This is a genomic window from Microbacterium sp. AC132 (genome assembly GCF_979258525.1).
In genome coordinates, this window is the sequence record NZ_OZ409862.1 from 3,202,556 (window position 1) to 3,222,162 (window position 19,607).

The window sequence follows — 19,607 nt, forward strand, 5'->3', positions numbered from 1 at the left end:
CGCACGGAGGATAATCGAACGGTGCCCACCTACCGAGACGAAGCAGTGATCCTGCGCACCCACAAGCTGGGTGAGGCGGATCGCATCGTCACCATGCTGTCGCGTCAGCACGGCAAGATCCGTGCGGTGGCCAAGGGCGTCCGGCGCACGTCGTCGAAGTTCGGGTCGCGCCTCGAACCGTTCATGGTGGCCGACGTGCAGCTGTATCAGGGACGCTCGCTCGACATCGTGCAGCAGGCGGAGTCGCTCGGCTCCTACGGTTCCGACATCGCGGCCCACTACGACCGGTTCACATCGGCGAACGCGATGGTCGAGACCGCCGATCGGCTGAGCGACTCCGAGGCGACGCCCGAGCAGTACCTGCTGCTGGTGGGCGGGCTGCGTGCGCTCTCGCGGGGCGAGCATTCCCCCAGGAGCATCCTCGACTCCTACCTTCTGCGCGTGATGGCGCTGTCGGGATGGGCGCCGTCTCTCGGCGACTGCGCACGATGCGCCGCCCCCGGCCCGCACGCGCACTTCGTCGGTCAGCTCGGAGGCGCCGTATGCGTGAACTGCGCGCCGGCCGGAAGTCCGAAGGTGGCAGAGAAGACCCTGTCGCTGCTGCGATCCCTCATGACCGGAGAGTGGGAGGCGATCGATGCCGCGCCTCACGCGGACAACGCCGCGGCATCGGGCCTCGTCGCTGCCTATGCGCAGTGGCACCTGGAGCGCGGCATCCGCTCGCTGGCCCACCTCGTGGCCGACATCCCTCGAGAAGGAGCACGGTGAGCCCCAAGCCTTACACCCACAAGGATGCCGTCGCCTATCGTCCGCTCGACTGGACGGGCGTCCACCCGCCGGCGTTCCGAGCGGTGCCCGAGCATGTCGCCATCGTCATGGACGGCAACGGCCGCTGGGCGAACCGCCGCGGACTGAACCGCGTCGAGGGGCACAAGGCGGGGGAGGAGGTGCTCCTCGACGTCGTCGCCGGTGCGATCCAGGCAGGGGTCAAGCATCTCTCCGTCTACGCGTTCTCGACTGAGAACTGGGCCCGGTCTCCCGAGGAGGTGCGCTTTCTCATGGGGTACAACCGCGACGTGCTGCACCGTCGACGTGATCAGCTCAACGAGTGGGGCGTGCGCGTGCGATGGGCTGGACGCAAGCCCCGGCTGTGGGGCAGCGTGATCAAAGAGCTGCAGTACGCGGAGCAGCTCACGAAGAGCAATGACGTGCTCACCCTCACCATGTGCGTGAACTACGGCGGGCGTATCGAGTTGGTCGACGCGATGCGCGCGATCGCCGCCGATGTCGCGGCGGGACGGGTGAAACCGAACGCGATCACCGAGAAGATGATCCGTCGCAACCTCTACGTGCCGGACATGCCCGACGTCGACCTGTTCCTGCGCAGCTCCGGCGAGCAGCGCACCTCGAACTTCCTGCTCTGGCAGGCGGCGTATGCCGAGATGGTGTTCCTCGACACGCTCTGGCCCGATTTCTCTCGCGAGGAGCTCTGGCGCGCGATCGGGGTCTACCTGTCCCGCGATCGTCGTTTCGGCGGGGCGATCGACACCCCTGACGCTTCCGCCTGAGCCCGCAGCCATCGTTCCGTCTCTCGCGGGTGGCGCAGCCGGACGATGAGAAGATGGGACTGCTCGCTCACGACGCCGGGCATCCGCTCGGTCCACTTGTGCAGCGTTAGCGTCTGCCAGGCGATGATGTTCTCCTCGGGATCTCCCGAGAACATCCGCCAGATCGGCTTCTCGACGTTGCCGTTCCACATGCGGGTGCGCAGGATGCTGCGCCCGAGCGTGCGCCGCAGCAGACGTGCCCGGACCACGCGATACGGGTAGTCCAGCCAGATCACGACCTTCGCACGAGGAGCGAGGATCTCATCGGTTCCCTTGCTCGTGTACTGCCACTCGGTGACCCAGCGGTCCTCCGCAGCGAAGGCGCGGACGTCGTCGAGGAAGGACGGCCGTGGAGTCCAGTTCTCACCGTGGAAGAGTCCGTCGATCTCGACGTGACGCAGATCCCAGAGGTCGGCGATGCGTCGTGCGAGCGTCGTCTTGCCCGATCCTGTGACACCGGCGATCAGCACTCTCTCCGGCCGAAGCGGCAGCGGATCGTCGGCGGAGAGCATCTGAGAATCCTAACGACGGAATAGCCCATAGGTGCATGCGGTTGGATGTCAATGTGAGTGAAGCCATCTCGATCGACATCTGGTCCGACATCGCCTGCCCGTGGTGCTACATCGGCAAGCGCAACCTCGAGAAGGGTCTCGAAGCCGTCTCCGGCGACGACGACGCGCCGCAGGTGAACATCACCTTCCATTCGTTCGAGCTCTCGCCCGACACCCCGGTCGACTTCGACGGGGATGAGATCGACTTCCTCGCCGGTCACAAGGGGATGCCGCGCGACCAGGTCGAGCAGATGCTGTCGCACGTCACCGGAGTCGCCGAGAACGCCGGGCTCGCGTACCGCTTCGACCTCCTCCAGCACACCAACACCGTGAAGGCGCACGAGCTCCTTCACTTCGCGAAGGCACAGGGTGTGCAGCACGCGATGGAGGAGCGGCTGATGTCCGCGTACTTCACCGAGGGCAAGCACGTCGGCCGTATCGACGACCTGGTCGAACTCGCGGTCGAGGTCGGACTCAACCCGGATGACACGAGAGAAGCACTGGTGTCCGCTCGTCACCTCGCCGACGTCCGCCAGGACCAGGCGCAGGCCCAGGCCTATGGGATCCAGGGCGTGCCGTTCTTCGTGATCGACGGTCAGTACGGCATCAGCGGAGCGCAGCCGCCCGCAGCGTTCGAGAACGTCCTGCGTGACCTCTGGGCCAAGCGCGGTGAGACCGAGCCGGAAGCCGAAGCCGAGACGGCCGCGGTCTAGCGGGTCAGCGCGGCTTCGATCGCGCCGACGATCTCGGGGTCGTTCGGCTTCTGCTTCGGGCGGAAGCGGACGACCTCTCCGTCGGGAAGCACCAGGAACTTCTCGAAGTTCCACTCGACGCGACCCGCCTTGCCGCCGGCATCCGGGGTCTCCTTGAGCGTCTTGTAGAGATCGGTGGCGTTCTTGCCGTTGACCTTCACCTTGTCGTTGATCGGGAAGGTCACACCGTACGTGGTCGAGCAGAACTCGAGGATCTGATCGACCGATCCCGGCTCCTGCCCGAAGAACTGGTTGCAGGGGAACCCGACGACGCTGAACCCGCGGTCGCCGTACAGGCGCTGCAGCTCCTCGAGCTGCTCGTACTGCGGAGTGAGGCCGCACTTCGAGGCGACGTTCACCACGAGGACGACATCGGCACCCAGATCATCGAGTGTCTTCTCGTTGCCGTCGGCGTCTGTGAAGGGGATGGAACGGACTGCGGGATCGGTCATATTCACAGCTTAGGTCGATGCGCCGAGACCGGCTCCGTGTCTGGGAGAATGGAGGGGACATGACTCTCGCCACCGCCTCAGCTCGCACCCTCAACATCGGTCCGATCGCCCTCGACGTGCCGGTCGTCCTCGCACCCATGGCGGGTATCACGAACACCGCGTTCCGCAGGCTGTGCCGCGAATACGGTGCGGGGCTCTACGTGAGCGAGATGATCACCTCGCGCGCGCTGGTCGAGCGCAACGAGACCACGATGCGACTCATCCGCCACCACGAGTCCGAGACTCCGCGGTCGATCCAGCTCTACGGCGTCGACCCGCACACGATCTCCGAGGCCGTCCGCATCATCGTCGCCGAAGACCACGCCGACCACATCGACCTGAACTTCGGATGCCCGGTCCCCAAGGTCACGCGCAAGGGCGGGGGAGCGGCGCTGCCGTGGAAGAGCTCTCTCTTCTCGCAGATCGTCACCCAGGCGGTCAAGGCGGCGGGCGACGTCCCCCTGACCATCAAGATGCGCAAGGGCATCGATCCCGACCACCTCACGTTCCTCGACGCCGGGCGCGCTGCCGAAGACGCCGGTGTCTCGGCCATCGCGCTGCATGCGCGGACGGCGAGCGAGTTCTACTCCGGCTTCGCGGACTGGAACGCGATCGGCGAGCTCAAGCAGGCCGTCACCAGCGTCCCCGTGCTCGGCAACGGCGACATCTGGTCGGCCGACGACGCCGTGCGCATGATGCAGCAGACCGACTGCGACGGAGTCGTCGTCGGACGTGGATGCCTCGGTCGTCCCTGGCTCTTCGGCGAGCTCGCGGCGGCCTTCGGCGCGGAATCGCATCCGGTCGACGCGACCCTCGGGTTCGTGGCCGATGCCTTCCGTCGCCACGCCGAGCTGCTGGTCGAGTTCTTCGAGGATGAGGACCGCGGATGCCGCGATGTCCGCAAGCATGTCGCGTGGTACTTCAAGGGCTATCCGGTCGGCGGCGACATCCGGACGGGGCTCGCGACAGCATCCAGCCTCGCCGAGATCGACGAGCTGCTCGGCCAGCTCGATCATTCGGCGCCGTACCCCGGCGCCGATGCCGAAGGACAGCGCGGTCGGTCCGGTCGCCCGAAACGCCCGGCGCTGCCGGACAAGTGGCTGGAGTCGCGGGAACTCGCGGCGTCGGCCTCAGAGATGATGCGAGGGGCGGAGATCGAGAACAGTGGCGGCTGATCCTCAGGCATACCTGGCTCGCGGACGCTCGGACGGATACGACCCGCGCGATGCCGAGCGATTCTTCGCCGAGACCCATCGATCCGAACGAGACGACTTCGCCCGCGACCGTGCGCGTGTGCTGCACTCGGCGGCTCTGCGTCGACTGGCCGCGAAGACCCAGGTGCTCAGCCCGGCCAGCACAGCCGATTTCGCCCGCAATCGTCTGACCCACTCGCTCGAGGTCGCCCAGGTCGGACGCGAACTCGCCACCGCACTCGGAGTCTCGGCCGATGTGGTCGACACCGCGTGCCTCAGTCACGATCTCGGACACCCCCTTCGGGCACAACGGCGAGCGTGCGCTCAACGAGTGGGCCGAGCCGATCGGCGGGTTCGAAGGCAATGCGCAGTCGCTGCGCATCCTGAGCCGTCTCGAGGCCAAGGCGATCGACGACGACGGGCGCTCTGTCGGACTCAACCTGACGCGAGCCAGCCTCGACGCGACCTGCAAGTACCCCTGGACCGCCGACAGCCCCGTGCCCGACCCGGGAGGTCGACTCAAGTTCGGCGTGTATCCCGAGGACGAGGCGGTCTTCCGGTGGCTGCGCGAGGGAATCCCCGGACGCCGACGCTGCATCGAGGCGGAGATCATGGATCTGTCCGATGACATCGCCTATTCGGTGCACGACTTCGAGGATGCGATCGTCAACGGCTACGTCGATGTCGCGCAGCTGTCCGATCCGCGTCAGCATGAGGCGCTCATCGACCGCATCCAGCAGTGGGTCGGGTACGACTTCACCCGCGACGACCTCGCCGATGCCCTGTATCGACTCGCCTCCCAGCCGATGTGGCTGCAGTCCTTCGACCGATCGCGGCATGACCTCGCCCGGCTCAAGAACCTGACGAGCGACTTCATCGGCCGCTTCGCGAGAGCAGCCGTCTCGGCGACGCGTGAGGCATACTCCGGCCCCGCTCTCGTGCGCTACAACGCTCACGTCGTGGTGCCGCGGGTGATCGAGGCTGAGATCGCCGTGCTCAAGGGCATCATGGGCCAGGCGATCGTCACGATCGATGCCCGCAAGGGCGTGTACAAAGAGCAGCGGCGGGTGCTGAAGCGTCTGGCCGATGCCCTCTGGTCGACCGACGCGCTGTGGTCTGCCGGCGCGGACGTGCTCGAGCCCGCCTTCTCGGCGGACTTCCTCGCGGCGACGAGCGACGCCGAACGCGCCCGCGTGATCGTCGATCAGATCGCGAGCCTCACCGATCAGAGCGCGATCGACTGGCACAACAGGCTCGTCGGCGAGATCGACCCTGCAGAGGTCGGGATCTGGACTCCGAGACATGCGCGACCGGGTGCTCGTCAGCACACGCCGCGTCAGGCGGTCATCGAAGGGGTCGGCTGATGCCCCGCATCCGCCAGGCCGACGTCGACGAGGTCAAGGCCCGCACGAACATCGCCGACATCGTCGGGGAGCGCGTCGCACTCAAGTCCGCCGGAGTCGGCTCGCTGAAGGGCTTGTGCCCGTTCCATGACGAGAAGAGCCCCAGCTTCCACGTGCGGCCCCAGGTCGGCTACTACCACTGCTTCGGATGCGGTGAATCGGGTGACGTCTACTCGTTCCTGCGCGAGATGGACCACGTCAGCTTCACCGAGGCCGTAGAGCGACTGGCCGGCCGCCTCGGCTACGCGCTGCACTATGAAGACGGCGGGTCGGCACCGGAGACGAGCGGACGCAGTCGTCTCTATGCGGCCAACACCGCTGCCGCCGAGTACTTCCGCGGCCAGTTGCTCACCGCCGATGCGGAGGCGGGACGCCGGTTCCTCGGGGAGCGCGGCTTCGACGCCGGTGCTGCCGCGCACTTCGGCGTGGGCTTCGCGCCGCGCGGGTGGGACAAGATGTTGAAAGCCCTCACGGCTCAGGGGTTCACGCGCGAGGAACTGAGTGCTGCCGGTCTGGTGTCGACAGGTCAGCGCGGCGTCTACGACCGCTTCCGTGGCCGCCTCGTCTGGCCGATCCGCGACGTCTCCGGTCAGACGATCGGGTTCGGTGCGCGCAAGCTCTTCGACGACGACCAGGGGCCGAAGTACCTGAACACGCCTGAGACGCCGATCTACAAGAAGGCCCAGGTCCTGTACGGCCTCGATCTCGCCAAGCGCGACATCTCGCGGGGCGATCCCCGCCGGGTCGTGGTGGTCGAGGGATACACCGACGTCATGGCGTGTCACCTCGCCGGCCTCACGACCGCGATCGCGACGTGCGGCACCGCGTTCGGAACCGATCACATCAAGGTGCTCCGCCGGGTGATGGGCGACGACAACGCCTCCGGCGAGGTGGTCTTCACCTTCGACGGCGACGAGGCAGGTCAGAAGGCCGCGCTTCGCGCCTTCACCGAGGACGATCGCTTCAACGCGCAGACGTTCGTGGCGGTGGCGCCCGACGGCCTCGACCCGTGCGACCTCAGGCTGCAGCGCGGTGATGCCGCCGTGCGCTCCCTCATGGAGACCAAGCAGCCGATGTTCGAGTTCGCGATCGACAGGAAGCTCAGCGGCTTCGACCTCTCGACGGTCGAGGGCCGGGTGGGCGCGCTGCGCGCGGCAGCGCCGATCGTGGCGGAGATTCGCGATCGTCTGCTGCGACCCGGATACGAGCGGGTGCTCGCGCGAAGGCTGGGCATGGACCCCACCGAGGTGCGCAACGAGGTCGAACGTGCCGCACGTGGCGGAGCGCAGTCCGCGCGGCACGAGGCGGCCAGGCACGAGACCGCGATCGACTCCGCCACCGGGGCGCCGGGCATGGCTCCGGTCACTCTTGCGAGCCTGCCGCGAACCGCGGATGTCGCGGTCGAACGCGACGCGCTGATGGGCGCCCTGCAGTACGGTCACCAGATCGATCAGGCGCTGCTCACCCGCGCCCTCAGTGCTCCGTTCCGCACCCCGGGGCTCGACGCCGTGCGCGAGGCCGTCGCGGCCGCGGCTGACCGCACCCGCGCCGGTTGGGTGACGGATGCCGTGAACTCGGTGCGCGAACCCTACCGATCGCTCGCGGGCGAGCTGCTGATGACGCCGTTCCCGGCTCGCAACGAAGACGGCGCCGTCGCCTCGACGACCGATCTCGCCAAGCGGCTCATCATGCGCATCCTCGAGCACGAGAAGCAGGAGCTCCTCGGTGCCGTGCAGCGGGTTCCCGCGGACTCGGACGGCGGGCGCGCCCTGCGTATGCGTCTTCGCGACATCGACGTCGAGCGTCAGCGGTTCGCCGAGTCGTAACGCCGGCTGTCAGGCGCGGCAAGGCAGGATGGAGGAATGTTCTCCCGGCCCGAATCGACCAACGCGATCGACAGCTCTGATCTGGTCATCGATCGAATCGGGCACAGCGGCCCCACCCGCGCGATCGACGGGGTGAGCTTCGCTCTCGCACCGGGCGAGCTCATCTGCGTCGCCGGCCCGACCGGCTCGGGCAAGTCGACGCTCGTCGCGGCGCTGGCAGGATCCACGGATCCGTCGGTCCGGGTCGTCGGAGGCAGCGCTCAGGTGTGCGGAGTCGACATCCGCCGGCCGGGTCGCAAGCATCGCCTGCTGACCTACCGCACGGGATTCGTTCCGCAGGGCGCCGGTGCCGACCTCCCTCCCCAGCTCACGGTGAGCGAGATCATCTCAGAGCCGATCCTGATCCGCGAGAAGCGGGTCAATACCCAGGCGCTCTCCATTCGCGTCGCGACGCTGCTCGACGAGTTGCACCTGCCTCTCGGAACAGCAGCGAGGTTCCCGTACGAGTTGAGCGCAGGCATGCGTCAGCGCGTGGCGATCGCGCGATCGTTCGTGCTCGAGCCCTGGGTGCTCATCGCCGACGAGATCCTCGCCAACCTCGATCTCGAGGTGCGGCCCGTGGTGTTCGACGCGATCACCCGTCGGCGCAAGGAGCAGGGGATGGGCGCGCTGCTGGTGACGAACGACGCCGACTTCATCCGTGAGCTGAATGCGGAGACGCTGATGCTGCGCGGGGGTCACGTGGTCGCCCGCGGTGTCGGCAAGGACCTGCTGTGGGCGCCCAACGCCGAGGCGGATTCGGGCCACTGACAGGGGTGCCGACGACACGCCCGACCTGCGGCCCGTGTCACGAGCACGCTCCGGAGTTTGCTAGGATTGACGAGTTGCCCGCACAGCGGAGCACATTCCTCGGTAGCTCAATTGGCAGAGCAGCCGGCTGTTAACCGGCAGGTTCTTGGTTCGAGTCCAAGCCGGGGAGCCAATGAAAAGCCCCTCTTCGGAGGGGCTTTTCCCTTTATGCGGTGCGAGTCCCCGCTACTGTCTCTTCGAGGTCATTCGATGGTGACCTCCGGATACGCGAACGAGGCCCCGTCGGATGACGGAGCCTCGTTCGGTGGATCAGAGCGAGATCAGCGCGCTGCGCCCTTGAGTGACCCGGTGGTCTGGCCGGCGGGGTCGGAGATCACGCACTGCACGACGCGGTCGTTCAGCTCGTCCCAGGTCTGCTGGGTCGGCGTGATCGGGTAGACCTCGAGCACCGAGGCCTCGAAGGCGACACCGACGAAGCTCGTGTAGGCGTCGCCGATGCACTCCTGCGACGCGGCGTCGATGTTCTCCTCGGAGAACTCGCCGTCGTCCATCGTGATCTCGTAGTAGACCTCTTCATCGTGCGGCTGGTCGCACGGGACGACGTCGGCGTCCTCGATGAGACCGCTTGCACTCGCCATCTTGCAGTCGCCGAGCTTCAGCGAGAAGATGTCGATGTTCGAGCTCTCGGTCACCTGTCCGGTGTCCTCGTCGCGGTCGGCGTCGCCCGAACCGCCCCCCAGGATGCCGTTCAGCGCGCTGCAGCCGGTCAGTGCGACCGACAGCGCCACAGCAGAACCTGCCAGCGCCAGTGCGCGTCGCGTGCGCATCTTCATCATTTCGTCCCCTCCAGAGCCTCTTGGTGAGTGGCATATTGAAATACCACCTCAAGCACGGTATCCGGGCCGGAGTCTGTGATGCAACTCCGAGAAGCCTGTGAGCGGGCTGGGAGGGGAGGTCAGGCTTCCAGATCGTCGATGCCGGGGACCCAGCTCGCGCCGGGCTTGCCCCACCCGCGCTTCTTCGCGATCTTCTGGACGGTCTTCCAGTCGCCGTCCGAGAGGCGGTCGATGTAGAGGATGCCGTCGAGGTGGTCGAACTCGTGCTGCATGATGCGGGCGCGCCAGCCGTCGACCGCGATCTCCACCGGCGCCCCGTCGAGATCGACGCCTGAGACCCGCACCCGCTCCGAGCGCCGCAGCGGGAATCGCTCACCCGGGAACGAGAGGCAGCCTTCGGACTCCAGCTCGTCGTCCGGCTCGCCGGGCTCCAGCGGCACCATCCAGAGCTCCGGGTTGATGATCACGCCACGCCACGGCTGCTCGTCATCGTCGACGTACGCGTACGTGTAGATGCGCAGCGGCACACCGACCTGGGGTGCGGCGAGACCGACTCCCGGGGCCCGGTCCATCGTCTCGAACATGTCGGCGACGAGCGTGCGGATGTCGTCGGAGATCTCCTCGACGACGGAAGCGGGGGAGTGCAGGACGGGGTCGCCCATGATGCGAATAGGAAGAACAGCCACGCCATAACCCTACTCGGCGCACATCGCCGGGTAGGGTCGAAGGGTGAGCATCTCCGTATGGATGACTGGGGCGGAAGACGTCACCGAGCAGCTGGTCGGTGTCTTCCAGAACCCGAAACTGCTCCTCGGCATCCCCCTCGCGCTTGCGGGTGCCGTCTTCATGTCTCTCGGCGCGCAGTATCAGCATCGTGGCGTCGAGAAGGTGGAGCGGCTCAGCGGATCCGACGGAGCCAGCGGTCTGAGCATGAGCCAGATGAAGGGCCTGCTCACCCGGCCCTCCTGGATAGCCGGAACGCTGATGCTCGGCCTGGCGATCGTGTGTCAGCTCGCGGCGCTCTCTCAAGCGCCGCTGATGGTCGTGCAGCCGCTCGGCGCCATCGCGCTTGTCATCACCACGCTGCTCAACGCACGGATCTCGGGTCATTCGCCGACCAGGAAGTCGATCATCGCGATCGTCTGCTGTGTGGGCGGCATCTTCCTGTTCGTCTTCTTCGCGGCGATCTACGCCACGGAGAAGGAGATCACCGACACCGAGCTCTTCACGATCCTGGCGATCCTGCTGGTCGTCATCATCGTGCTCGGCGCCTGCTGGCTGGTGCTCCGCCACCGCATGCGCGCTCTGTTCTACGTCATCGGCGCCGGCATCCTCTACGGTTTCGTCGCCACTCTCGCCAAAGCCGTCATCAGCCGGATCAGCGCCGGCAACTTCGAGTGGATCACCCTCGTGTGCGTCATCGCGCTGATCGCGGCCGGCGCCGTCGGAGCGTACTTCGTCCAGTCCGCCTACAGCTCAGGGCCGCCGGATCTTGTCATCGCCGGACTGACGGTCGTCGACCCCATGGTCGCCGTGCTCATCGGCATGGTCGTGCTCGGAGAGGCCGCGGCGTCACCGCCGTGGGTTCTCGTGATCTTCGCCGTGGCCGGTGCCATCGCGATCTGGGGCGTCGTCAACCTCGCGCGGTATCACCCGCAGGTGCTGAGCGACAGCCAGGACCTCGGGATCACGCGCGGCAGTGACGACGCGACAAAAGACCCCGAGGCCTGATTTCTCTGGACTTCAGTACGCCGGGTCGATGAGGTCGGGAGAGACCTCCGACGCAGCGGCCTCGTCGACGAAGAAGACGGTGCGCTTGCGGCCCTTGGCGCCCGCGGCCGGAACGTTGGTGTAGCTCGCGCCCGCGAGGGCGAGTCCGAGCGCCGACGCCTTGTCCGCGCCGGTGAGGACCAGCCAGACACGCTTCGACGCGTTGAGCACCGGGCGCGTCAGCGTGACACGCTCCGGCGGAGGCTTGGGAGAGTCGCGAACCGGCAGCGCGGCGGCGTCCGTCACGGTGACCTCGGGGCGATCGGGGAAGAGTGAGGCGATGTGGCCGTCGGGCCCCACGCCGAGGAAGCAGACCGCGAACGACGGCCACGGGTGCTCGTCGGTCCCGTAGCGCGCGAGATCCGCCGCGTACGCCGACGCGGCCTCGTCGAGGGTCAGCCCCTCGTCCGCAGCAGCGACCTCGTGGATGTTCTCGGCGGGGACGGGAATGTGGTCGAGCAGGGCCTCACGCGACTGCACCGCATTGCGATCTGCGTCGTCGCGAGCGACGAACCGCTCATCGCCCCACCAGAAGTGCACCAGCGACCAGTCGATCTGAGCCGACCTGGGGTCGTCGCGCGTCGCACGCAGAACCGCACCGCCCATCGAACCGCCGGTGAGGGCGATGTGGGCGATGCGGCCGTTGCGCGTGCGCGCACGAAGGCGCGTCAGGAATCTGTCGGCCACGCTCGCGGCAAGTGCTGCGGGCGTGGCTTCGACCACGACCCGCTTCTCTGCGGGCGCTGTCTTCGTCGACATCATTCTCCTGTCTGGGGCGGACCCAGTTTCTCCCAGCCCTCGGTGATCACTCGACCGTACAGGACGTCGGGGTCGAGGCGTCGCAGCTCCTCGGCGAGGCACTCCCGCAGCGTGCGGCGCGGCAGGTGCAGGTCGTGGTCGGGCTGGTCGGGCTGCGTGAGCACGGCCACGCCGGGCGTGGGCCGCTCGAGCAGGATGTCGCCCGACGAGCGGTGCAGACGCACCGACTTGATGCCCTCCTGCCAGTGCTCGGGGTCTTCGTACGACCAGGTCACCGGGACGTCGAGGGCCATCTGCAGCCACGCGGCGAGCAGCGCGGTCGACGGCGAGGCCGATCCACCGCGCACCTCGACAGCGGTGACCTCTTCGAACGGCGGCTGATCGAGCACGGCGGCGAGCTGCTCGCGCCAGTGCGTGAGACGGGTCCACGCGAGGTCGGTGTCGCCGGGCGCGTGGGTCTCGCCGAGCAGTCCCAGGCGGTCGCGAACATCGGGTGCGGTCGCGGCATCCGTGATGCGGCGCTGCGCGATCTTGCCGAGGGGAGACGAGGCCGGCGATGTCGGCGCCTCTTCGGGCCACCAGGCGACGACGGGGGCGTCGGGCAGGAGCAGACCTGTGACCAGGCTCTCCTCGTTGCTGGCGGCGTCTCCGTAGGCCCGGAGGACGACGACCTCGGAGGCGCCGGCGTCACCGCCGACACGGATCTGAGCGTCGAGACGCGACTCGCCCTCACCCGTGGTGAGAACGATGACACGCATGGGGTGCTCGCGGGACGCGTCGTTTGCCGCGTCGATCGCTGCCTCTGCGACGCCGTTGCGTGCAGAGATGATCAGCGTGAGCACACGGCCGAGTGCGACGGCGCCGCCCTCTTCGCGCACCTTGACGAGCTGCTTGGCGACCTGGCTGACGGTCGTGTCGGGAAGGTCGATGATCATGGGCGTCTCCACACTCGTCCATCACGGGCAAGGAGGTCGTCGGCGGATGCCGGACCCCACGAACCGGGTGCGTACTGGTCGACCGGGCCGCCCTCGGCTGCCCAGTACTTCTCCACGGGGTCGAGGATCTTCCAGGAGAGCTCGACCTCCTCATGGCGCGGGAACAGCGGCGGGTCGCCCAGGAGCACGTCGAGGATCAGACGTTCGTACGCCTCAGGGCTCGCCTCGGTGAACGCGTGGCCGTAACCGAAGTCCATGGTGACATCGCGCACGTTGGTGCCGTTTCCGGGCACCTTCGATCCGAAGCGGATCGTGACGCCCTCATCGGGCTGGACGCGGATGACGAGCGCGTTCTGGCCGAGCTCTGCCGTGTTCGAGCGGCCGAAGAGGTGCTCCGGTGCCTTCTTGAACACGACGGCGACCTCGGTCACACGACGCCCCAGACGCTTCCCGGTGCGAAGGTAGAACGGGACGCCGGACCAGCGTCGGGTGTCGATCTCCAGCTTGATAGCGGCATAGGTCTCGGTCGCGGACTCGGGGTTCATCCCGTCCTCGTCCAGGAATCCGGTCACCTGCTCGCCACCCTGCCAGCCGCCCGCGTACTGCCCGCGGGCGGTCGCGAGCGAGAGATCCTCCGGCACGTGGACCGCAGCGAGAACCTTCTCCTTCTCGGCACGCAGGTGCTCGGCGGACAGGCTGATCGGCTCTTCCATGGCGGTGAGCGCGAGCAGCTGCAGCAGGTGGTTCTGGATGACATCGCGCGCCGCGCCGACGCCGTCGTAGTAGCCCGCACGGCCACCGACGCCGATGTCCTCGGCCATCGTGATCTGCACGTGGTCGACGTAGTTGCGGTTCCAGATCGGTTCGTACAGCTCGTTCGCGAAGCGCAGGGCCAGGATGTTCTGGACCGTCTCCTTGCCGAGGTAGTGGTCGATGCGGAAGATCGAGTCGGCGGAGAACGCCACCTCGAGGGCGGCATTGAGTTCGCGCGCCGACTCGAGGTCGTGGCCGAACGGCTTCTCGATCACGACGCGTCGCCAGCGCTCATCGTCGTCGTCATTCGCTCCGACGAGGCCGGAGTCCTTGAGCTGCTTCGCGACGAGGGGGAAATCCTTCGGCGGGATCGACAGGTAGAACGCGTGGTTGCCCATCGTGCCGCGTTCGACGTCGAGCTGATCGACCGTGTCGCGCAGCTTGCGGAAGGACTCGGGGTTGTCGAACTCGCCCGAGACGAAGCGGATGCCCTGCAGCAGCTGCGCCCACGTCTCTTCGCGGAAGGGCGTGCGTGCATGCTGCTTCACGGCGTCGTACACGACCTGGGCGAAGTCCTGGTCCTCCCAGTCTCGACGGGCGAAGCCCACGAGGGCGAATCCGGGAGGCAGGAGTCCGCGGTTGGCGAGATCGTAGACGGCGGGCATGAGCTTCTTGCGTGACAGATCTCCGGTCACACCGAAGATCACGAGGGCGCTGGGCCCGGCGATCCGGTTGAGGCGGCGATCATCGGGGTCACGCAGCGGGTTGTGCCCGCGCGAGATGGGAACAGACATCGGTGGGGGATTCTCCTGGCTGTTACTTCTGTGCGGCTTCGAAGAGGGTGAGGACGTCGGCCGACGAATCGGTGATCGTCAGGGAGACGACCGGACGGCCGTGCTCGGCGAGGACACCGGCATCGCCGGCGGCCTGTGCCTCGATGAGCTGTCCGAACGTGAACGGGCGCTCGGGGATCTCGAGGTCGACATCCGTGCGCTCCAGGATCTGCAGGAACACGCCCTGCGCCGGCCCGCCCTTGTGGTACTGGCCGGTGGAGTGCAGGAACCGGGGTCCCCATCCGAACGTCGTCGGCCGACCGGAGTCGGCGGCGACGAGCTCGCGGAGACCCTGCAGCTGCGGGACGTCGAGCCTGTTGACGTATGCCTGGATCGACACGTAGCCGTCTTCCGGCAGCGCAGCCCACAGCGCGTCGAGCACGCCCTCGACGGTTCCCGACGCCGCGAGAGCGGGGTCGGAGACGCGGACCTCGACGCCGTTCTCGACGAACGCCGGTGCCGTCGGAGCGGGACGTGCATCCAGCAGTCCACGGGCGGCGACCTTCGCCGACTCGACGTCGGGCTGGTCGAACGGGTTGATGCCGAGCAGATACCCGGCGATGGCGGTCGCGTACTCCCAGACGATGAGCTGCGCACCCAGCGAACCGCTGACGAGGATCTCGCCCTCGTGACGTTCGCGCAGGTGGAACTCGTTCGCGTCGTCGACGAGCCGCACGATCTGGAGATCGGCGGGTCGGGAGTCGAGCTCCGGCGACACGGGCAGCAGGACGACGGGCAGGATGCCGGTGCCGTCCTTGCCGGTGGACTCCGCGATGAGCTGCTCGATCCAGTCGGGGAGCCCGTTGATGTGCGTGCCGTCGGTGATGAGACCGAGCTTGTCGCGTCGCGGCGTGGTGGCGGAGATCGCCGCGGCCAGCCGGAGTGCCGGGTTGTCGGCCGAGTCGATGGCGACCTCGAGGAGCGAGGCCTCGGCCTCGTCGAGGAGCTCGGCGATGTTAGCGCCCGCGAGCCCCGACGGTACGAGGCCGAAGGCGGTGAGGGCCGAGTACCGTCCGCCGACGTGCGGGTCGGCGTTGAACACGCGGTAGCCGGCTTCACGGGCGGAGACGTCGAGCGGCGAGCCCGGGTCGGTCACGACGATGATGCGCTCGAGCGGGTCGATGCCCACGTCGCGGAACGCGGCCTCGAAAGTGCGACGCTGCGAGTCGGTCTCGACGGTCGAGCCTGACTTCGAGGAGACGACCAGCACGGTGTTCTCCAGGCCCTCGTCGAGCGCGGCGAGCACCTGGCTCGGCGCGGTCGAGTCGAGAATCGTCAGCGGGACACCGGCGGTCTGGGCGATCACCTCGGGGGCGAGCGATGACCCGCCCATGCCGGCGAGCACCACCCGATTCACACCCTTCGCGTGCAGATCGGCGCGGAGGGCGACGATCTCGGCGACGAGGGGGCGCGAGACGGATACCGCCTCGACCCAGCCCAGGCGGATCGACGCCTCGGACTCGGCGGCGGGACCCCACAGGGCTGCGTCACCGCCGGTCACCCGCGAGGCGACCAGGTCGTGGACGAGAGCGGGAACCGTCTCGTCGATCGCGACCCGAGCCGCGCCCGAGGCGTGGATCGCAAACGTCATCGCTGCGCCTCGAGGCCCTCAGCCACCTGCGTCAGCAGATCGTGCCAGGAGTCGATGAACTTGGCGACGCCCTCGTCCTCGAGCACCTGGGTGACGTCGGCGAAGTCGATGCCGAGGTCGGCGAGACCGGCGAACACGGCGCGAGCCTCGTCGTAGCCGCCCGTGATCGTGTCACCGGTGACGACGCCGTGGTCGAAGGTGGCCTCGAGCGTCTTCTCCGGCATCGTGTTGACGACGTCCTTTGCCACGAGCTCGGTGACGTAGAGCGTGTCGGGCAGGGCCGGGTCCTTGACGCCGGTCGACGCCCACAGCGGACGCTGCGGGTTGGCGCCCAGCTTGATGAGGTCCTGCGCACGCTTCTCGGCGAACTTCTGCTCGTAGAGCTCATAGGCGAGACGCGCGTTCGCGAGGCCCGCCTTGCTCTTGAGCGCCTCGGCCTCGTCGGTTCCGATCGCCGAGAGGCGCTTGTCGGTCTCCGTGTCGACGCGCGACACGAAGAACGAGGCCACGGAGTGGATGCTCGACAGATCGAAGTCGGCGCTGTGCGCGCGCTCGAGACCGGTGAGGTAGGCGTCGATGACCTCGGCGTAGCGCTCGAGGCTGAAGATCAGGGTGACGTTGACGCTGATGCCCGATGCGATCGCCTCGGTGATGGCAGGCAGGCCCGCCTTCGTCGCGGGGATCTTCACGAGCAGGTTCGGACGGTCGACCTTTGCCCACAGCTGCTTGGCCTGTGCGACGGTGCCCTCGGTGTCATGCGCGAGGTCGGGGGAGACCTCGATGGAGACGCGGCCGTCGACGTGGCCCGACTTCTCCCACACGGGGCGGAAGACGTCGAGAGCGGCGGCGACGTCCTGCGTGGTCGCGGCGAACACGGCCTCTTCCGCCGTGGCGCCCGACGCTGCGAGCTCGGTGACCTGAGCGTCGTACGAGGTGTTGTTCTTGTCGGTGATCGCGTTCGCGAAGATCGTCGGGTTGGTGGTCACGCCGACCACGTTGCGCGACTCGATCAGCTCGGCGAGGTTGCCGGACGAGATGCGGGTGCGGGACAGGTCGTCGAGCCAGATGCTGACACCGGCTGCTGCGAGGTCTGCGGTGGGGGTGCTCATGCGTTCTCCTTGATGGTCTCGCGTGCGGCCGCGATGACGGCCTCGGTGGTGATGCCGAACTTCTGGAACAGGGTCTTGTAGTCGGCGGAGGCGCCGAAGTGGTCGATGCCGACCGAACGGCCGCGGTCGCCCACGATGCCGCGCCAGCTGAGGACGGAGCCGGCCTCGACCGAGACGCGGGCGGTGACGGCCTTCGGCAGGACCGACTCGCGGTATGCCTCGTCCTGCTCGTCGAACCACTCGAGCGAGGGAGCCGACACGACGCGGACGTTGACGCCCTCGTCGGCCAGGGCCGCCCGGGCGTCGACCGCCAGCTGGACCTCGGACCCGGTCGCGATGATGATCACGTCGGGGGTGCCGTTCGGCGCCTCGGCGAGCACATATGCACCCTTCGAGACACCGTCTGTCGAGGCGAAGAGGTCGCCGTCGGCTGCACCCTGGCCGCGCTCGAACACCGGGATGTTCTGACGGGTCAGCGCGATGCCGGTGGGGCCCTCGTGGCGTCGGAGGATCTCGAGCCAGGCGGCCGAGGTCTCGTTGGCGTCAGCCGGACGCACCAGGGTGAAGTTCGGGATGGCGCGGAGCGTCGCGATCTGCTCGACGGGCTGGTGCGTCGGGCCGTCTTCTCCGAGGGCGACGGAGTCGTGGGTCCAGACGAAGATGCTCGGGACGTTCATCAGCGCGGCCAGACGCACCGGCGGGCGCATGTAGTCGCTGAAGATGAGGAAGGTGCCGCCGAAGGCGCGCGTCGGGCCGTGCAGCACGATGCCGTTGACGATGGCGCCCATGGCGTGCTCGCGGATGCCGAAGTGCAGCACGCGGCCGTAGGGGTCGCCCGACCACTCGTGGGTCGACCACTCGGCGGGGATGAAGGACTTCGAGTCCTTGATCGTGGTGAGGTTCGACTCGGCGAGGTCGGCCGATCCGCCCCAGAGCTCGGGGAGCTCGGCGGCGAGGGCGTTGATGACCTGACCGGAGGCCGCACGCGTCGAGACGTCCTTGCCGCCTTCGAAGACGGGGAGCGCCGAGGTGATGTCGGCTGGCAGCTGCTTCGCCTCGAGGCGGTCGAGCAGCGCCTTGCGCTCAGGGTTGGCCGCCGCCCACGCGTCGAACGACTTCTGCCACTCGGCGCGGGTCTCCGCGGCGCGATCCGCGAGTGCGCGGGTGTGGGCGATGATGTCGTCGGCGATGGCGAAGTGCTCTTCGGGGTCGAAGCCCAGGACCTTCTTCGTTGCGGCGAGCTCGTCGCCACCGAGCGCGGAGCCGTGGATCTTGCCGGAGTTCTGCTTGCCGGGCGAGGGCCAGCCGATGATCGTCTTCAGGATGATGAGCGACGGCTTCGAGGTCTCGCCCTTCGCGGCCTCGATCGCCGCGTTGAGCTCGGCGACATCCTCGACGTACTCGCCGGTCTTCTTCCAGTCGACGACCTGGACCTGCCAGCCGTAGGCCTCGTAGCGCTTGGCGACGTCTTCGGTGAAGGCGACGTTCGTGTCGTCCTCGATCGAGATCTGGTTGGAGTCGTAGATCGCGATGAGGTTGCCGAGCTCCTGGTGGCCCGCGAGCGAGGAGGCCTCGCTGGTGACGCCTTCCTGGAGGTCGCCGTCACCGGCGATCACGTAGACGAAGTGATCGAACGGGCTGGTGCCCGCCTCTGCCTCGGGGTCGAACAGGCCGCGCTCGTAGCGGGCGGCGTAGGCGAAGCCGACGGCGGAAGCGAGTCCCTGTCCCAGCGGGCCGGTGGTGATCTCGACGCCCTTGGTGTGACCGTATTCGGGGTGGCCCGGGGTGAGGGAACCCCACGTGCGCAGTGCCTTGAGGTCGTCGAGCTCGAGGCCGAAGCCGCCGAGGTAGAGCTGCACGTACTGGGTGAGAGAGGAGTGTCCGACCGAGAGGATGAAACGGTCACGACCCAGCCAGTCGGTGTCGGTCGGGTCGTGACGAAGCACCCGCTGATAGAGGAGATACGCGGCCGGAGCCAGGCTCATCGCGGTGCCGGGGTGGCCGTTGCCGACCTTCTCCACGGCATCCGCAGCCAGAAGACGCGCGGTGTCCACCGCGCGTCGGTCGATCTCATCCCACTGCAATTCCGACACTGTGAAGCCCTTCTGCAACTGTTCGAGAGCGCCGGATTGCACGATCGCAGTCCGCAACGATACGGAGGGGTTTGTGATGTGCGCCGGACGCGCGAGTCATTTCAGCATAGCGCCGAGGTTCGACTCGTTACCCCCTTTACAACGCTCCGCCCGTCCAGTAATTCCATGCCTTCGTCGAGGCTTCCGATGAGCGGTGGAACTGCGGGTCAGGAGTCCTGGAACGCGATCCCGTCGCGTCCCGGGAGCCCGGATGCGAGGGTCGGTGGAGCGCTGATCATCGGGGCGGGCGAGCCCT

17 protein-coding genes, 1 tRNA gene and 1 pseudogene are annotated in these 19,607 nt (G+C 67.7%); 9 read left to right on the forward strand and 10 right to left on the reverse strand.

Annotation, left to right across the window (positions count from 1 at the left end):
• Nucleotides 1–21 precede the first annotated feature (21 nt).
• Both recO and ACZZZQ_RS15385 read left to right on the forward strand, forming a co-directional pair.
• The gene (gene recO / locus ACZZZQ_RS15380; protein WP_053096502.1) at nt 22–768 is read left to right on the forward strand and encodes a DNA repair protein RecO; all 747 of its coding nucleotides are present in this window, start codon (nt 22–24) and stop codon (nt 766–768) included.
• Nucleotides 765–1,568, forward strand: a complete 804-nt coding sequence (locus ACZZZQ_RS15385; protein ID WP_230100744.1) for an isoprenyl transferase — start codon at nt 765–767, stop codon at nt 1,566–1,568. The genes recO and ACZZZQ_RS15385 overlap by 4 nt, the downstream gene beginning before the upstream one ends.
• Here the strand turns inward: ACZZZQ_RS15385 and ACZZZQ_RS15390 are convergent.
• On the reverse strand, nt 1,508–2,119 hold the full coding sequence (locus tag ACZZZQ_RS15390; protein ID WP_463507872.1) for a P-loop NTPase family protein: 612 nt from the start codon (nt 2,117–2,119) through the stop codon (nt 1,508–1,510). The genes ACZZZQ_RS15385 and ACZZZQ_RS15390 overlap by 61 nt on opposite strands.
• A gap of 53 nt (nt 2,120–2,172) precedes the next feature.
• On the opposite strand from ACZZZQ_RS15390, the gene ACZZZQ_RS15395 reads away from it, so the two are divergent.
• Nucleotides 2,173–2,871, forward strand: a complete 699-nt coding sequence (locus ACZZZQ_RS15395) for a DsbA family oxidoreductase (RefSeq protein ID WP_056278893.1) — start codon at nt 2,173–2,175, stop codon at nt 2,869–2,871.
• Here the strand turns inward: ACZZZQ_RS15395 and ACZZZQ_RS15400 are convergent.
• A complete protein-coding gene (locus tag ACZZZQ_RS15400; protein ID WP_053096494.1) occupies nt 2,868–3,362 on the reverse strand; it encodes a glutathione peroxidase in 495 nt (164 codons plus the stop codon). The genes ACZZZQ_RS15395 and ACZZZQ_RS15400 overlap by 4 nt on opposite strands.
• 59 nt (nt 3,363–3,421) lie before the next feature.
• Between ACZZZQ_RS15400 and dusB the strand changes: the two genes are divergently transcribed.
• From dusB to ACZZZQ_RS15425, 5 genes and pseudogenes are all read left to right on the forward strand, one after another.
• Nucleotides 3,422–4,576, forward strand: coding sequence for a tRNA dihydrouridine synthase DusB (gene dusB, locus ACZZZQ_RS15405; protein ID WP_053096491.1), 1,155 nt, complete (start codon nt 3,422–3,424; stop codon nt 4,574–4,576).
• Nucleotides 4,566–5,958: pseudogene (locus tag ACZZZQ_RS15410) on the forward strand (deoxyguanosinetriphosphate triphosphohydrolase). Before dusB ends, ACZZZQ_RS15410 begins: the two are co-directional and overlap by 11 nt.
• On the forward strand, nt 5,958–7,823 hold the full coding sequence (dnaG, locus tag ACZZZQ_RS15415) for a DNA primase (RefSeq protein WP_463507873.1): 1,866 nt from the start codon (nt 5,958–5,960) through the stop codon (nt 7,821–7,823). The pseudogene ACZZZQ_RS15410 and the gene dnaG overlap by 1 nt, the downstream one beginning before the upstream one ends.
• Nucleotides 7,824–7,859: 36 nt before the next feature.
• On the forward strand, nt 7,860–8,633 hold the full coding sequence (locus tag ACZZZQ_RS15420) for an ATP-binding cassette domain-containing protein (RefSeq protein WP_053096485.1): 774 nt from the start codon (nt 7,860–7,862) through the stop codon (nt 8,631–8,633).
• A 96-nt stretch (nt 8,634–8,729) separates the two neighbouring features.
• Nucleotides 8,730–8,805 (forward strand) — tRNA-Asn (locus ACZZZQ_RS15425).
• Nucleotides 8,806–8,953: 148 nt separating this feature from the next.
• Here ACZZZQ_RS15425 and ACZZZQ_RS15430 read toward each other — a convergent pair.
• Nucleotides 8,954–9,460, reverse strand: a complete 507-nt coding sequence (locus tag ACZZZQ_RS15430; protein WP_261987781.1) for a septum formation family protein — start codon at nt 9,458–9,460, stop codon at nt 8,954–8,956.
• Nucleotides 9,461–9,588: 128 nt separating this feature from the next.
• A complete protein-coding gene (gene def, locus ACZZZQ_RS15435; RefSeq protein ID WP_072591388.1) occupies nt 9,589–10,155 on the reverse strand; it encodes a peptide deformylase in 567 nt (188 codons plus the stop codon).
• Nucleotides 10,156–10,216: 61 nt separating this feature from the next.
• Here def and ACZZZQ_RS15440 point away from each other — a divergent pair, with 61 nt between their 5' ends.
• A complete protein-coding gene (locus ACZZZQ_RS15440) occupies nt 10,217–11,200 on the forward strand; it encodes a DMT family transporter (protein ID WP_053096472.1) in 984 nt (327 codons plus the stop codon).
• 12 nt (nt 11,201–11,212) lie between these two features.
• Here ACZZZQ_RS15440 and pgl read toward each other — a convergent pair whose 3' ends face one another.
• The 6 genes from pgl to tkt are packed head-to-tail and all read right to left on the reverse strand — an operon-like array spanning nt 11,213 to nt 19,312.
• Complete coding sequence (gene pgl, locus ACZZZQ_RS15445; protein ID WP_463496762.1) at nt 11,213–11,998, reverse strand: 6-phosphogluconolactonase; 786 nt, start codon at nt 11,996–11,998, stop codon at nt 11,213–11,215.
• Complete coding sequence (locus ACZZZQ_RS15450; RefSeq protein WP_053096468.1) at nt 11,998–12,933, reverse strand: glucose-6-phosphate dehydrogenase assembly protein OpcA; 936 nt, start codon at nt 12,931–12,933, stop codon at nt 11,998–12,000. Before ACZZZQ_RS15450 ends, pgl begins: the two co-directional genes overlap by 1 nt.
• Nucleotides 12,930–14,480, reverse strand: coding sequence for a glucose-6-phosphate dehydrogenase (gene zwf / locus ACZZZQ_RS15455; RefSeq protein ID WP_053096466.1), 1,551 nt, complete (start codon nt 14,478–14,480; stop codon nt 12,930–12,932). The genes ACZZZQ_RS15450 and zwf overlap by 4 nt, the downstream gene beginning before the upstream one ends.
• Nucleotides 14,481–14,502: 22 nt before the next feature.
• A complete protein-coding gene (locus ACZZZQ_RS15460) occupies nt 14,503–16,110 on the reverse strand; it encodes a glucose-6-phosphate isomerase (protein ID WP_463507874.1) in 1,608 nt (535 codons plus the stop codon).
• Nucleotides 16,107–17,219 (reverse strand): transaldolase, encoded by a 1,113-nt coding sequence (tal, locus tag ACZZZQ_RS15465; protein WP_463507875.1) that lies wholly within the window; start codon nt 17,217–17,219, stop codon nt 16,107–16,109. Before tal ends, ACZZZQ_RS15460 begins: the two co-directional genes overlap by 4 nt.
• Complete coding sequence (gene tkt, locus ACZZZQ_RS15470; RefSeq protein WP_463496768.1) at nt 17,216–19,312, reverse strand: transketolase; 2,097 nt, start codon at nt 19,310–19,312, stop codon at nt 17,216–17,218. Before tkt ends, tal begins: the two co-directional genes overlap by 4 nt.
• Between the last annotated feature and the right edge of the window lie 295 nt (nt 19,313–19,607).